Origin of the sequence: Amycolatopsis antarctica, assembly GCF_002262875.1 — a bacterium.
GTDB lineage: Bacteria > Actinomycetota > Actinomycetes > Mycobacteriales > Pseudonocardiaceae > Amycolatopsis > Amycolatopsis antarctica.
On the sequence record NZ_NKYE01000001.1, the window covers coordinates 474,249 to 488,078 of the forward strand.

The 13,830-nt window shown below is 72.1% G+C and carries 13 protein-coding genes; 3 read left to right on the top strand and 10 right to left on the bottom strand.

Annotation, left to right across the window (positions count from 1 at the left end; genetic code table 11):
- Positions 1-2 precede the first annotated feature (2 nt).
- Positions 3-1,043, top strand: coding sequence for a GNAT family N-acetyltransferase (locus CFN78_RS02320; protein ID WP_094860819.1), 1,041 nt, complete (start codon positions 3-5; stop codon positions 1,041-1,043).
- Positions 1,044-1,113: 70 nt separating this feature from the next.
- Here the strand turns inward: CFN78_RS02320 and CFN78_RS02325 are convergent, their stop codons facing one another.
- The 5 genes from CFN78_RS02325 to CFN78_RS02345 form a co-directional block, all read right to left on the bottom strand.
- Complete coding sequence (locus tag CFN78_RS02325; RefSeq protein WP_094860820.1) at positions 1,114-1,704, bottom strand: lytic polysaccharide monooxygenase auxiliary activity family 9 protein; 591 nt, start codon at positions 1,702-1,704, stop codon at positions 1,114-1,116.
- 308 nt (positions 1,705-2,012) lie between these two features.
- Complete coding sequence (gene hisS / locus CFN78_RS02330) at positions 2,013-3,305, bottom strand: histidine--tRNA ligase (RefSeq protein WP_094861088.1); 1,293 nt, start codon at positions 3,303-3,305, stop codon at positions 2,013-2,015.
- 134 nt (positions 3,306-3,439) lie between these two features.
- Positions 3,440-4,951: an MFS transporter gene (locus tag CFN78_RS02335; RefSeq protein WP_420807838.1), complete on the bottom strand. Its 1,512-nt coding sequence runs from the start codon at positions 4,949-4,951 to the stop codon at positions 3,440-3,442.
- 52 nt (positions 4,952-5,003) lie between these two features.
- Positions 5,004-5,708 carry an LppX_LprAFG lipoprotein gene (locus CFN78_RS02340; protein ID WP_094860822.1) on the bottom strand — a complete coding sequence of 235 codons (705 nt, stop codon included), beginning with the start codon at positions 5,706-5,708 and terminating at the stop codon, positions 5,004-5,006.
- Positions 5,709-5,773: 65 nt separating this feature from the next.
- Positions 5,774-6,226, bottom strand: a complete 453-nt coding sequence (locus tag CFN78_RS02345; RefSeq protein ID WP_094861089.1) for a flavodoxin family protein — start codon at positions 6,224-6,226, stop codon at positions 5,774-5,776.
- 51 nt (positions 6,227-6,277) lie between these two features.
- On the opposite strand from CFN78_RS02345, the gene CFN78_RS28675 reads away from it, so the two are divergent.
- On the top strand, positions 6,278-7,006 hold the full coding sequence (locus tag CFN78_RS28675) for a hypothetical protein (protein WP_133116270.1): 729 nt from the start codon (positions 6,278-6,280) through the stop codon (positions 7,004-7,006).
- Here the strand turns inward: CFN78_RS28675 and CFN78_RS02355 are convergent.
- The 4 genes from CFN78_RS02355 to CFN78_RS02370 all read right to left on the bottom strand — a co-directional run bounded on the left by CFN78_RS02355 (position 6,996) and on the right by CFN78_RS02370 (position 11,369).
- Positions 6,996-8,657, bottom strand: coding sequence for a phospho-sugar mutase (locus CFN78_RS02355; protein WP_094860824.1), 1,662 nt, complete (start codon positions 8,655-8,657; stop codon positions 6,996-6,998). The two genes, CFN78_RS28675 and CFN78_RS02355, sit on opposite strands and share 11 nt — an antisense overlap.
- A 56-nt stretch (positions 8,658-8,713) precedes the next feature.
- Positions 8,714-9,526: a purine-nucleoside phosphorylase gene (locus CFN78_RS02360; RefSeq protein ID WP_240519215.1), complete on the bottom strand. Its 813-nt coding sequence runs from the start codon at positions 9,524-9,526 to the stop codon at positions 8,714-8,716.
- A 395-nt stretch (positions 9,527-9,921) separates the two neighbouring features.
- The gene (locus CFN78_RS02365; protein WP_094860825.1) at positions 9,922-10,383 is read right to left on the bottom strand and encodes an ABA4-like family protein; all 462 of its coding nucleotides are present in this window, start codon (positions 10,381-10,383) and stop codon (positions 9,922-9,924) included.
- On the bottom strand, positions 10,380-11,369 hold the full coding sequence (locus tag CFN78_RS02370; RefSeq protein WP_240519216.1) for a hypothetical protein: 990 nt from the start codon (positions 11,367-11,369) through the stop codon (positions 10,380-10,382). Before CFN78_RS02370 ends, CFN78_RS02365 begins: the two co-directional genes overlap by 4 nt.
- 99 nt (positions 11,370-11,468) lie before the next feature.
- On the opposite strand from CFN78_RS02370, the gene CFN78_RS02375 reads away from it, so the two are divergent.
- Entirely contained in the window at positions 11,469-12,089 is a 621-nt protein-coding gene (locus tag CFN78_RS02375) for a MerR family transcriptional regulator (protein ID WP_338065507.1), read from the top strand.
- A gap of 71 nt (positions 12,090-12,160) precedes the next feature.
- Here the strand turns inward: CFN78_RS02375 and CFN78_RS02380 are convergent, their stop codons facing one another.
- The gene (locus CFN78_RS02380) at positions 12,161-13,825 is read right to left on the bottom strand and encodes a serine/threonine-protein kinase (RefSeq protein WP_240519242.1); all 1,665 of its coding nucleotides are present in this window, start codon (positions 13,823-13,825) and stop codon (positions 12,161-12,163) included.
- Between the last annotated feature and the right edge of the window lie 5 nt (positions 13,826-13,830).

Genomic DNA, 13,830 nt, shown 5'->3' on the forward strand with positions numbered 1-13,830 from the left:
GGATGAGCGCGCGGAGGGGTGACGGGCACGAGGTTCTCGATCCCCGGTTCGATCCGGAGCCGGTCTACTGGACGGCGCTGCGCAAGCGGGCCGGGCTGCGCGCGGACTGGAGCTGGGACGTGCTGGCCGTGCAGGCGTGGTGTGCCCGGACTCCGCAGTACGTGACCGTGCTGCACGAGGGTGGCGAGCAGACCGGGGTGGTCGCCTGCGCGTGGGTGGGCACGCCGACGCGGCGGCATCGGTTCGCCGGCTCGGCCCGGGGCGGCCGGATCGGCGGGCTGGACGTGCGCTCGCCGAACTCCAGCGCGGTGCCGGGCTGGTGGTTCGCCGGGGCGGGGCCGGACGGTGGTTGCCGGGAGCTGCTGGATCGCTATCTGCCGCTGATGCGGTCCAGGCTGGGGCCGGGGCTGCGGGTGCTGCTCGCCCGTCAGCTCGGCGAGGCCGGTGTGTCCGAAGTGGACGGACGGTTCCGGCTGGTTCGCCGCACCGAGGATGTCGGGCGGATCGATCTCGACGGGTTCTCCAGCGAGGACGACTGGACCTCGACGTTGCGCAAGAAGCGGCGGCAGAGCCTGCACAAGATCGCCGCCACGATCGCGGCCGACCCGGCGGTGGAGGTGCGGGTCGGTGCTCTCGCCGGCGCCGACCCGGTGGAGGCCGCCGCGTTGATGCGGTACAACTCGGACAAGCACCGGGACGTGCCGATCGTCCCGCTGCCGCAGTTCGGCGGGTACCTGGAGCGGTTGTTCGGTCAGCCGGACGTCCTCGGCGTGCGTTACCTCGACGGCTCCACGGGGCGGTTGCTGGCTCTCGGCCTGATCTTCGACCATCCACAGTGGCCGGTGCTGCGTTCGTGGTCGGCGCTGCCGGGGCATCTCGGTGGCAGGCGAGACCTGTACTTCGACGTCTACCGGGAGTTCGTGAGCTGGGGGATCAGGTCGGGCAAGGACGGTCTCATCCTCGGCAAGAAAATGGCCGAGTTGAAGCGAACCCTTGGGGCACAACTGGTTCCGCAGTATGCGGCGGCCATTCCGGTGCGCTGAGTGCCGGGGCGGGTGTGCTCACCCGCCCCGGCACTCAGGCGACGGCCGGAGTCCTGGCGGCTGGGCCCGATCAGAACTCGACGTCGGAGCAGGCGTAGAACGCGTTGGCGGTGTCGGCCACCGTCCACACGGACAGGATCACGTGCTTGCCCGACTTGCCCGCGGGCACGGCGCCCTGGTGGCTCTCCTTGGCGTCCGGCTTCGCTCCGTCGTAGGGCACCGTGAGGAAGGGCTCGGACTCCAGCGAGGCCCTGGTGAGCGGCTGGCTCGGGTCGAAGCCGTCCTTGGTGACGTAGTACTGGAAGTCGGTGGTGGAGTGCTGCGCGGTCAGGGTCCAGCTGAAGGTGAAGTCCTCGCCCGCGGCGAGCTTGGTGGACGGCCACTCTCCGCCACGCGGGTCGTCGAGCTGGGCGAACTGCCCGTTGCCCGCGGAACAGAGCGAGCCGTCCTCGGGGCCTGCCGAGGGGAAGCCCTTCGGGCCCTCGACGCTCTGCGGTTCCCACTGGATGTTGCCGCAGTCGGTAGCGGTTCCGTTGGCGCACATGGCCTGGCGGCTCGGTGGCTGGTCGGAGTAGCCGTGGCTGGACGCCGCGGGCGCGGCGAGGACGGAGAATCCGGCGATACTGAGGCCGATGACGGCCGCGGTGGTCTTCTTGCGCATGCTGGGCTCCTGAAAACGGGGGTCGGTTCATCAGAGCAATTCGCGATCGCGCTTGGCCGTACGCCAGATTAACGGCGCTCCGTGTGAAATGTCCAGACCAATTTCAGGCCTTGTCCGATTCTGTCATCCATCGCGACAGAACCCGCATTCGCTTGTGTTGCAAGGGATGCAACCCTCAGGGCGAAAGGAAGATCAACGACCGCAGCGCGGACGGTGTCAAGAGAACAAGGTATGGAAATGGTGCGCGCGGTACCCGGGCGGCGGTACCGCGGGCGCCGAACGCGGAATCCGCGCGACGCCCGCGGCGATCAGCGGGCCAGCAACTCGGTGACGGTGCCCGCCGCCTCGTCCACACTCACCTGGCGCTGCTCACGATCGGCCAGCCCGCGGACGGTGACGTTCCCGGCGTCCCAGTCCTCCTGGCCGACGATGACCACGGCACGCGCCCCGGCCTTGTCCGCCCGGCTCAGCTCCTTGCCCAGCTTGCGCAGCTCGATCGGCGTCGAGGTGCGCAGTCCGGCGCGGCGCATCGTCGCGGCGACCGTGCGGGCGGCGTCGGACAGTTCCGCCGACACCGGGATCACCACGACGTCGACCTCACTGCGCGGTTCCGGCAGCAGGCCGTGTGTGCCCATGAAGTCGAACAGCGTCACGTCACCCATGCCGAAGCCGATGCCGGGGATCCGCTGCGAGGTGAACAGGCCGGCCAGGTCCGCGTAACGGCCGCCGCCGAACAGCGCCCGGTTGTTCTCCGGCGAGGTGTCGAACACCTCGAACACGGTGCTGGTGTAGTACGCCAGCCCGCGCACGATCAGCGGGTCGAAGGTGACCAGACCGGCAGCACCGCCACCGAGCACGGAGACGAGATTTGACTGTTCCCGGACCTCGGCGGGGATCTCGTCGAGCAGCGCACTGCCCGCGCCCAGCGTCTCGGTGAGCCGTTCGAATCGCGCGTCGCTCAGCCCGATCTCCGCGGCGGTCTCGGCGAGCGCGGCGCGGTCGTGCTTCTCCCAGCGGTCCACCAGGGAGAACACCCGCGGCAACTGCTCCTCGGTGACGCCGACCAGATCGGTCAGCACCGAGGACAACAGCGTCCGGTCGTTCGCCCGCACGACGAACATGTCCTCGGTCGCCCCGATCCCACCCAGCAGATCGTGGATCAGTTCGAACATCTCGATCTCGCAGTTCGCGCTCTCCGAACCGAAGATGTCGGCGTTGATCTGCCAGTGCTCGCGCACCCGGCCACGCTGCGGACGCTCGTAGCGGTGACAGTTCGGGTGGCTGTACCAGCGCACCGGGAACTGCAGCGAGCCCGCGCTGCCCGCGATCATCCTGGCCACCGAAGGGGTCATCTCCGGGCGCAACGCCAGCCGCCGCCCGCCCCGGTCGGTGAGGGTGTAGAGCTGCTGATCGGCGATTTCCTGGCCGGACTTGGCCTCGTAGATCTCCGCGGACTCCAGCACCGGCCCGTCGTAGCGCAGGAAACCGCGCCGCTCCAGCACCTCGTAGAGATGGCCGAAGACCTGCGTGCGGACGGACATCTCGGGCGGCAGGAAATCCCTGGTCCCTCGGTACGGCGCTGTCGGCAGGAACTCGGGCACGGCGATCCTCACTGGTACGCGCTGGTCTGCGCTGCTCTGCGGCTTTTCGTGGGCCAGCCTAGGCCCTGCCCGGTAACTCCCGGTCGATGGGATTCGTGATCGAGGCCGTGGCAGGCAAAGCGGCGGGACGTTTCCTACCGGTGCCGTACCCGGGCTTCCGGCAACGCCGCCGGGTGCCGCCGGGAGCCGATCAGCGTCGCGGCCAGCGCGCCCAGCGCGCACACCACAGCCGTGATCGCGAAGATCTCGCCGTACTGCGCCAGCAGCGCCTCCCTGACCCCGCCGGTGTACGCCGCGAGCGCCGCCTCGTACTCGGCCCGCGAGGGGAAGAGCACCACGATCGGCACGTCCAGGTTCGCGGTCAGGCTGTGGAAACGGTGCAGTCCCCACGCCGACAGGGCCGCCACCCCGACCAGCATCCCGGTCATCCTGGCCACCACCAGCGCGGCCGACGCGATCCCGTGCCGGGTGGCCGGGACCGCACGCAGCACGGCCGAGGACAGCGGCGCGATCACCAGCCCCAGTCCCAGCCCGACGATCACCAGATCGGTGTCCAGCCGGGGCAGCTCGACCAGGCCCAGATCGTGTCGTGCGGCCAGCACGTCCATCGGCCAGCCGGACATCAGCAGGAAACCCGCACAGGCGACGAGCATCCCGGCCGCCGCGACCCACCGTTCGCCGGTCCGCGCGGCGACCGCGCCGCCCAGCAGCGCACCGGCGGGCAGCGCCACCAGGAACCGCAGCAACAGCCCGACCGCGCCCCGGTCGTCCAGGCCCAGCAGCGTCTGCGCGAACAGGTCCACGTCCACCAGCGTCACCATCAGCGCCGCGCCCGCCGCGACACTCGCCGCCAGCGCCGCGAGGAACGGCCGCAGCAGCAGTCCGGCGCGATCGATCAGCCGGGTCCGCGCCCGCGACTCCCACACCAGGAACGCCGCGAACGCCACCGCCGAAGCGAGCAGGAAACCGAGTCCCCACGGCGGCAGCACCTGGCTCCGCGGATCGGGGTTGTAGAGGCCGACGACCAGCAGGCCCAGCGTCAGCGCCAGCAGCCCGCCGCCGGCGACGTCCACCTTCGCCCGCTCGCCCTCCGGCCGGGCCGCGTGCGGCAGGGTGAGGTGCACGGCCACCATCGCCAGCACCGCGAGCGGCACGTTCACCCAGAACACGCCCCGCCAGCCCGCCACCGCCGCCAGCGCGATCCCGTACACCGGGCCGAGCACGCTGCCGAGTTCCTGCGCCGCGCCGACCGCGCCGAGCACCGTCGCGCGCCTGCGCTCCGTCCACAGGTCCGCCGCCAGCGCCATCGTCACCGGCAGCAGCGCACCACTGGCCACGCCCTGCACCACCCGCCCGGCCACCAGCAGCGGCAGGTCCGGCGACAGCGCGGTCAGCACCGAGCCGGCAAGGAAACCGGCCAGGCAGGCCTGCAGCAGCGGCTTGCGGCCGAAACGGTCGGACGCCTGCCCGAGCAGCGGCATCGCCGCGACGTAGCCGAGCAGGTACCCGGTGACGATCGGGGTGACCTGCTCCAGCCGGTTCACCGGGATGCGCAGGTCGTCGATGATCTGGTGCAGCAGGCCGATCACCACGTAGGTGTCGAGCGCACCGAGCAGCACCGCGAGCCCGCCCGCGCCGATCGCCACCGAGCGGCCCCGTCCCCGCGGAACAGCTTCCGTCCTCGTCTCCGCCGCCATGTCAGGCGGGCGGCGTGACGGTCACCGGCTTGTCCACATCGGACAGCGTCACGTCCACAGTGGAAGGTTCGTCGCCGGAGCCGGGAAAGGACAGCGATGCCTTGACCGGCAGGTTGCCGGTTTCCTCGCGCACCCAGAACGACACCTCCGCGTCCGGCGGACTGCCCGGCAGCACCCCGGCGAGCGCGGCACCCGCCACCTTGCCCTCGACCTTGAGCGTCGCCGTACCGTCGACGTCCTCCCGCGCGGTGGTGCGCGGCTCGGTGACGCCGGTCAGGATCTTCGCGATCCCGCGATCCGGGTCGAGCACTGCGGAGGGGTCGTACACGCTCGCACCCAGCGCCACCGGAAGCTGCTGGAACCCACCGGTCGGGCCCTTCACGTAGATCTTCTCGTCCACCAGTACGAACTCGACCTCGACGAGCTGGCCGGACAGCTCCAGCCTGCCGCTGCCCTTGGCCGCGCCGGACGGCCCGCCGTCCTTGGTCAGATCACCGTCGAGATTCTGCAGGCCGACACCGGGGACCGTGCCGGTCACGTCCAGCGTGAAGTGCGCGCTGCGGATGCCTGCCGTCGTCGCCGCGGCCTCCCGGATCAGCGTCGCGCCGTCCGGCAGGTTCGGATCGACGGCGGACTCGTCGGAGCAGCCCGCGACGGCCGCCACGGTCAGCAGCAGGGTGGCGAGGAGAGTTCGGCGTGGTGCCATGGCGGCATCGTATGGGTAGCGGTGGCCGGGAATCCGGCTGTTGCCCGAATCGGAATCGGAGGATCTCAGGGCATCAGGTGCGCGGCGAGGGTGCCGCCGAGTTCCCGGCAGGCGGCGAGCGCTTCCCGGCCGGGTGTGCCGGTCACCTCGACCGGCTCGGCCACCCGGGTCCAGCCCAGCCCGGTGGTGATCGTGCCGATCGAGCGGACCGCGCCGGTCACGTCGTCGCCGCCGTGTACGTAACAGCCGAACGGCCTGCCACGCGTCGCGTCCAGGCACGGGTAGTACACCTGGTCGAAGAAGTGCTTCAGCGCCCCGGACATGTACCCGAGGTTGGCCGTGGTGCCGAGCAGGTAGCCGTCGGCGGCGAGCACGTCGGAGGCGGTCGCCGTCAGCGCGGGCCTGCGCACCACGTCCACCCCCTCGATCTCCGGATCGCCTGCCCCGGCGAGGACGGCTTCGAGCAGTGCCTGCAGATTCGGCGAGGGCGTGTGATGGACGATCAGTAGGCTCGGCACGTCCACGAGCGTGCCCGCGACGCGCGGGCCGGGCAAGCGGGGAGGTGCGCCGTGCCGCATCCGGCCGACCGCCCCGCGCCCGACATCCCCGGCCTCGTCGCCGCGCTCGCCCGGCACGAGGTCGCCTGGGTGCTCTCCGGTTCCGCCGTGCTCGTCGCCTGTGGCGCGACATTCCACCCGAACGATCCAGGGCGCGTCCGACAGTTCCATGGTCGCGGTATTCGCGCCGAGACTGTGGCCGGCGGCGTTGGCGGAAAGCCCGAGTACGACACCGGTACGAGGACTTCCCGCCGCCTTGCCGGCCACCGCCTCGATCACGAATCCCATCGACCGAGAACTGTCGGACACGCCCTCGACGTCGCCGACCCGGAACCCGGCAACCTGCGCAGGCTCGCCGCCCTGTTGCGCGAGATCCACGCCGTACCCGCGTACTTCCCGGACTGGGCGGACGGCCCCTCGCTGTCCTGGTGCCTTCGCTGGAGGCCGGACCCGCTCACCCCGCGGCGGCTCGACCACCTGCTGGTCACCGACCTCGGCCTGCTCGACCTACCGCCGCGGCTCACCGGTACGCACGCCGGCCTGCGCCGCGGCGCCACCCGGCATCCGGTCGCCGGCACCGGCGTGTGGATCTGCGATCCGGCCGAGGTGCTGGGCAGGCTCGACGGGTCCGCCCGGCGCAAGGACGCCGCACGGGCGGAGGAGTACGCCGCCCTGCGCGCCCGCGCCCCGCTCGCGCCGACCCCGGAAGGCCTGGCACGACTGGGATCGCTCAACCGGTGAGCAGGCCCTCGACCCCGCGGCGGAGGCCGGCCAGTCGCTCGCCCGCGCGGGCGCGAGCACGCTCCAGCGCGTCCGGCCCGTCCACCGGCTCGACGATCTCCAGGTACGCCTTCAGCTTCGGCTCGGTGCCGGACGGGCGGACGATCACCCGAACCCCCTCGCCGCGCAACCGCAGCACGTCCGCGTCCGGAAGCAGGTCCTCGGTGCTCAGCGCGGTGCCGTCCAGCGAATCCGGTGGGCTCGCCCGCAGGGCCGACATCAGCGCGCCGATCCGCGACAGGTCCTCGAAGCGCAGCGACACCTGGTCCGTCAGATGCACGCCGTGCCGCACGGCCAATTCGTCGAGCGCGTCCAGCAGCGTGCGCCCGTCCTCGCCCAGTGCCGCCACCAGACCGCAGGCGAGCGCGGCGGCCGAGATGCCGTCCTTGTCGTTCACCGCCTCCGGATCGACGCACACGCCGAGCGCCTCCTCGTAGGCGAACACCAGGCCGGTGCCCGCGCGGGCCAGCCACTTGAACCCGGTCAGCGTCTCGGTATAACGCGCCTCGTGGGCCTTCGCGACGGCCGCGAGCATCGAGGAGGAGACGATCGTGGTCGCCACCAGCGGATCGGGCTGCCGCGTCGAGTCCACAGTGGACAGAACATGCTCGCCGAGCAGTACCCCCGTCTCGTCACCGCGCAGCATCCGCCACACCCCGTCCCGGCCGGGAACGCCGAGGGCGCAGCGATCGGCGTCCGGGTCGAGCGCGACCGCCACATCGGCACCGGCGCGCTCGGCCAGCGCCAGCAGCAGATCGGTCGCGCCGTCCTCCTCCGGGTTCGGGAAGGAGACCGTCGGGAAGTCCGGATCCGGTTCCGCCTGTTCCGCCACCAGGTGCACGTCGGTGAAGCCCGCTCCGGCGAGCGCGGCGCGCAGGGTTTCCGCGCCGACGCCGTGCAGCGCCGTCGCCGCCACCCGTACCTTCCGGCCGGGACCGCGCGGCACCGTGGCGACCCGCGCCAGGTACGCCTCGGTCACGCCCTCGGCGACGGGGTGCGGGCCGGGCGTGCGGGGAACGTCGCGGGCCGTCGGGGCCGCCGCGATGGCCGCCTCGATCCGCTGGTCCGCGGGCGGCACGATCTGCGCGCCGCTGCTGTCGTACAGCTTGTAGCCGTTGTCCGCCGGGGGATTGTGCGAGGCGGTGACCTGGATCCCGGCCACCGCGCCGAGGTGACGGACGGCGAACGCGAGCACCGGCGTCGGCAGCGCCCCCGGCAGTACCCGAACGGCGAACCCGGCCGCCGCGAGCACCTCCGCCGCCGCCGCGGCGAACTCCGCCGAACCGTGCCGCGCGTCCCGCCCGAGCACCACCGTGCCACCGGCAAGGCCCTGCGCCGTCAGCCAGGACGCGACCCCCGCGGTGGTCCGGACCACCACGGCGACGTTCATCCCGTTCGGTCCCGCGCGGACCGGGCCGCGCAGGCCCGCCGTGCCGAACGCGAGCGTGCCGGACATCCGGTCGGCGAGATCGGCGAGCGCGTCCGCGTCGCCGCCCATCGCGCGGGCCAGCACGTCCTGCAGTTCGGTCCGCGAGGCGTCGTCGCAGTCGTCGGCGATCCAGCGGAAAGCGTTGTCCCGCAAAGCAGGCGTCAGACGTCGAGGCTCAGTCATCGGCACAGCCTACGATGCGCGCCGGGCGTGCGGTGGCGTTCTCGCCGCCCGGTGCTCTAGGCCCGCGCCACCAGTTCGCGCAGCAGGGTGCCCATCCGCTCGGCCGCGGCGCGACCCGCCTCCAGCACCTCTTCGTGGTTCAGCGGCTCGCCGGTCATCCCGGCCGCCAGGTTGGTGACCAGCGACAGGCCGAACACCTCGACCCCGGCCGCCCGCGCGGCGATGGCCTCCAGCACCGTCGACATGCCGACCAGGTCGGCGCCGATCGTGCGCAGCATCCGGATCTCGGCGGGGGTCTCGAAGTGCGGGCCCGGCAGCCCGGCGTAGACACCCTCGGCCAGCGAGGGGTCGATCTCCCTGGCCAGCGCCCGCAGCCTGCCGGAGTAGAGGTCGACGAGGTCGACGAAGTTAGCCCCGGTGATCGGTGAGGTGGCCGTCATGTTCAGGTGATCGGCGATCAGCACCGGCTGGCCCACCGAGAAGCCCTCGCGCAGGCCTCCGGCGGCGTTGGTCAGCAGGACCGTGCGCGCGCCCGCGGCAGCCGCGGTGCGCACGTTGTGCACCACCCTGGCGATGCCCTTGCCCTCGTAGAGGTGGGTGCGGCCGAGCAGCACCAGTGCGTTGCGGTCGCCGACGCGAACCGAACGCGCGGTACCGCCGTGCCCCACCGCGCTCGGCGCCTCGAACCCGGGCAGTTCCCCCAGCGGGATCTCCGCGCTCGCCTCGCCGATCACGTCCGCGGCGGGCCGCCAGCCGGAGCCCAGCACGACGGCGAGGTCGTGCTTCTGCACGCCGGTACGCTCGGCGATCACCTCGGCGGCCTGCGCGGCCAGCCGGAATTCCTCGGTTGCCTCGTTCTTCTCGCTCACGGTCGCACAGCCTACGACGGGCCCTCCCGGCCCAGCCCGCCCCGACCCGTCACCGGCGTCCACGGCCCCCACCCCACCGAGCGCCCACCGACTCACCCGATCGATACCCACCGCAATTCGTCGACGTATTGCGGCGACCCGGACCGCAATACGTCGACGAATTGCGGTCGCCGGGGGTGCGAGTGGGCAGTTGGTGCGGTCCGGGACCACCACCACGAGTCAGCCGGCAGGGGTGACCACCGCGACCCCGACCACGGAGCGTGGTACCAGGGATGTGCGCTCCCGCGCCGTGGGTGGAACCGCTCGGCGGCCCACGGGTCGTCACCGGGCGACAAGCGCCCCCGCATCTTCTTCGTTCACCGTCCGGCGAGTGTGTGCCGAACGGTGAACCGGAGTCACGCGGCGTGCTCGATTCGGCGTTCCTCGTCCCCCGGGGTCACCGTCCGGCGGATGGTGCGCAGTAGTAGGTAGGTGAGCAGGCCGAGCGGGGAGAGCAGGATCGTCAGCACCAGGATCGGCGCCATCAGCAGCGGGTGCGTCCCGGTGCGCCGGGCGTCGAGGTACATCCAGCGGCCGACGAACAGGTCGAACGAGATCAGGTGTGCCCAGATCGCGGCGGCGCCCGCCGGGGTGCCGAGGAACGTCCGCAGTGTCTCCAGGTCGGGCGCGCTGACGACCTCCCAGAGCGTGCCGAACTCCGGCAGCGCGACGAGCAGGTACACCGCCAACGGCAGCGTCGCGACCCACGGCGACGCGAGCACCCGCCGGGTCCAGGTCCACCCCGGAGCCAGGATCATCAGTGCCCAGAACGGCACGGCCACGGGGAACGTCAGGTCGAACAGGGTCTGGGTGGTCATCGCTGGAGTACCTCCGGTTCGGTGTGCGGCGCGGGCCGGTCGGGAACGGGGGCGCGCAACGCCAGGACGGCGCCACCGGCGACGGCGGCGACCAGCGCGGCGAGTGCGAGCAGGGTGGCGGCGTCCGGGCTGGTCAGCGGCTGGCCGCGCAGGGCCTGCCAGGTGACGAGTGCGACCAGGCCGGCGTAACCGAGGGCCGCCGTGAGCACCAGGCGGGCGCGGACCGTTCCGGAACGCAACGCGGGCGTCCGGCGGGCCAGGGCGCCGAGCGCGAGCGCGAACAACGGCAGCAACTGGAGGGCGTGGATGCCGACGAAGTGCGGGATGCGCAGGTCGCCACCGGTGAGGCTCCAGCCGGTGATCGGCATCCCGGCACCGCCGTCGGGCGCGCCGACGGTGTGCGCGCCGATCGCGTCGCTCGTGCCGGTCCGCTCGCGCTGCCTGGTCTGGTCGGCGGTGGGCGTCACCATCAGCACACCGAGGGCGAGGCCGGCCAGCGCGATGAGCGCGCCGAGCCGGATCGCCCAGCGTTCGGCGAGGTCCGCGATCGGTGCCCGGCACACCATCACGGTGAGGATCAGCGTGCCGATCCACAGCGCGGCGATCGCGTAGCCCATGATCGTGAAGAGCCGTGCGTCGAACGCGGTCTCGGCGTTGAAGTGGCTGGCCCGGCCGCGGAACGCCTGTACGGCCATCAGGGCGAACTCGATCGCCAGTGCGGCGACGAGACCGGACGAGACCCAGGAGGCGAACCGTTTTCCCTTGTACAGCAAGGAGAACATCCACGACCAGGTCACGGAGTACAGGGCCATCGAGACGGCGAACTTGAACGGTTTGAGCCACATCGGCGAGCCGGCCAGCGTGCGGTCGTCGACCGCGAGACCGACGGCCGTGGCGACGGTGGCCGCCGCCATGACCCAGGCGAAGACCAGCATGGGCCGGTGCCAGCCCGCGGTGCGGGCGGCGGGTACGGGTGACGTGCTCACGTTTCCCCCAGGCAGATAGCGGATAGCGTCAGTATCTACTTTGGGAAGTTATACTATCCACACTGAGAAGTTCACAGGAAGGGCCGAGCACTCATGCGGATGGCCGAACTGAGCCGCGAATCCGGCGTGCCGGTGCCGACGATCAAGTACTACCTGCGGGAGGGACTACTTCCCGCGGGGGAGCGGACAGGCCGCAACCAGGCGCGTTACGACGAGGCCCACGTCCGCAGGCTCAAGCTCGTCCGCGCCCTCGTCGACATCGGCGGCATGACGATCGCGGGGGTGCGCGAGGTGCTCGATGCCATCGACGAACCGGAGCCCTCACTGCACCACGTGCTCGGCGTCGCCCAGCACGGACTTCCGGTCCTGGCCGCGGATCCCGACCCGGCCGGACGCGACTGGGCGATCGCCCGCGTCGAGGAGGTCGCCGCCGAGCACGGCTGGGAACTCAAGGAGGACGACCCCGTGGTGGCCGCGCTGGTCGGCGTGCTCTGCGTGCTCCGCGATCTCGGCAACACCGTGCTCGCCGACCGCCTGCCCGACTACGCCGACGCCGCCGAACGCCTCGCCGAGGCCGATCTGGGCATCCTCGACGGGCTGACCGCGACCGAGTCGATCGTCGAGGCCGCCGTGGTGGGCACCATGCTCGGCGACGCGATGCTGGCCGCCCTGCGCCGGATCGCCCACCAGCAGGCCTCCGCCCGGCGGTTCGAGACCTGACCCCCGGGGCCGCGAACCGGCCGGAGCCGGTCGGCCCCTTCGGCTCGTCAGCCGGTCTGCCGGTCTGCCGGTCAGCCGGTCTGCCGGAACGTCGGGATGATCCGCTCGTAGAGGTCCACCCTGGCCTTGACCTGCTGCTCGGTCGGCACGGTGATGCTGGCGACCCAGAGCGAGTCCTCGGCGCGGAAGGCGCGGGCGAACGTCGTCCGGTTCAGCGAGCGGGTGTCCGGCCGTGACTCCTGCCGGTCCTCGCTGATCCGCTCCACCGTGTTGTACGTCAGTTCCACCGCATCGGTGCCGTCGGCCGGCGGATCCGACTCCACCGGGACGAAATCGTCGGGCCGCCAGCGCTTCTCCAGTTCCGCGGCGTAGTCCCCCGTCTCGAAGGCGCTGTAGTAGTCCGCGAACCGCTCCACGCCCAGCACCTGCGTGCCGTCCGGCGAGACGAACTGGACCAGCGTGCTCGACGGCAGCCCGTCCTTCGGCCGCTGCGTGACGAAACGGGCCCAGTCCTCCGGCACCTCCGCCGAGAACGCGCCACCCTTGGCGCCGTTGAGGTTCGTCGCATCGCCCGTCCGCGTCACGAAGGGTTGTTCCTGCGGCGAGCGCACCGGGGTGAACGGCGTCTCCGGCACGGCGGCCGGTGGGGAGACGTCCGCGCCGCCGATCGCCCGGGTCAGCGCGAACCCGCCGACGCCCGCGCCCGCGAACAGCAGCACCGCCGCGAGCACCAGTGCCGTGGCCGCCGCGGCACCACGCCCGGCGGGAACCGGGGCGGCCGCGGTGTCCCGCGCCGACGGTGCCCGCGCCGGGCCGGTGGCGAAGGGCAACGGTCCCGGGTCACCCGCCAGTTCGGCGCTGCGCTCCGATCTCGCCTCCGCCGGGACCACCGGCTCGATCGTCTGCGTGTCGGTGACGTCCAGCCTGCCTGCGGCGTCCGGGGTGCCCGAGGCGAACAGCGCGGCGTCGAACAGCCTCTCCCTCGGCACGGTCAGCAGCGGGTGCAGGGTCGCCCGCACCTGGCTCAGCGAGGCCCGTTCGGCGGGGTCCTTGCGCATCAGGTCCGCGATCAGGTCGCCCAGCGGGCCCGGCGCGGCCCTCGGCACCGCACCGTTGACCACGTGGCCGACCGTCTCCAGCGGATCTCCGTCGGCGTCGTAGGGCGGGTGGCCCTCGATCGCGGCGAACAGCGTCGCGCCGAGTCCCCACAGGTCCGCGGCCGGGGTGACCGCGCCGCCGGTGGCCACCTCGGGCGCGATGTACGCCGGGGAGCCGAGCATCATCCCGGTCCCGGTCATGGTGACCTCGGACACGTTCCGCGCGATGCCGAAGTCGGTCAGCTTGATCCGGCCGTCGCTCGCCACGAGCACGTTGCCCGGCTTGACGTCGCGGTGCGTGATGCCGGCGGCGTGCGCGGCCTCCAGCGCGGCGGCGACCGCGTCCGCGACGGCGGCGGCCTGCGCGTCGTCCAGGTTGCCCATCTGGCCGAGCAGCGCCCCGAGACTGCGTGAGGGCAGCAGTTCCATCACCACGAAGGGCTCGCCGTGCTCCCTGGCGACATCGTGCAGGGTGATCACGTTCGGGTGAGACAGTACGGCGATCGCGCGCGCCTCGCGCAGCGTCCGCTCGCGGACCTCGTCGGCCTGCGCCGCCGGGACCCCGGACGGCAGCCGGACCTCCTTCACCGCGACCGGGCGGTGCAGGAACTCGTCGTAGGCGGACCAGACGGTGCCCATCGAGC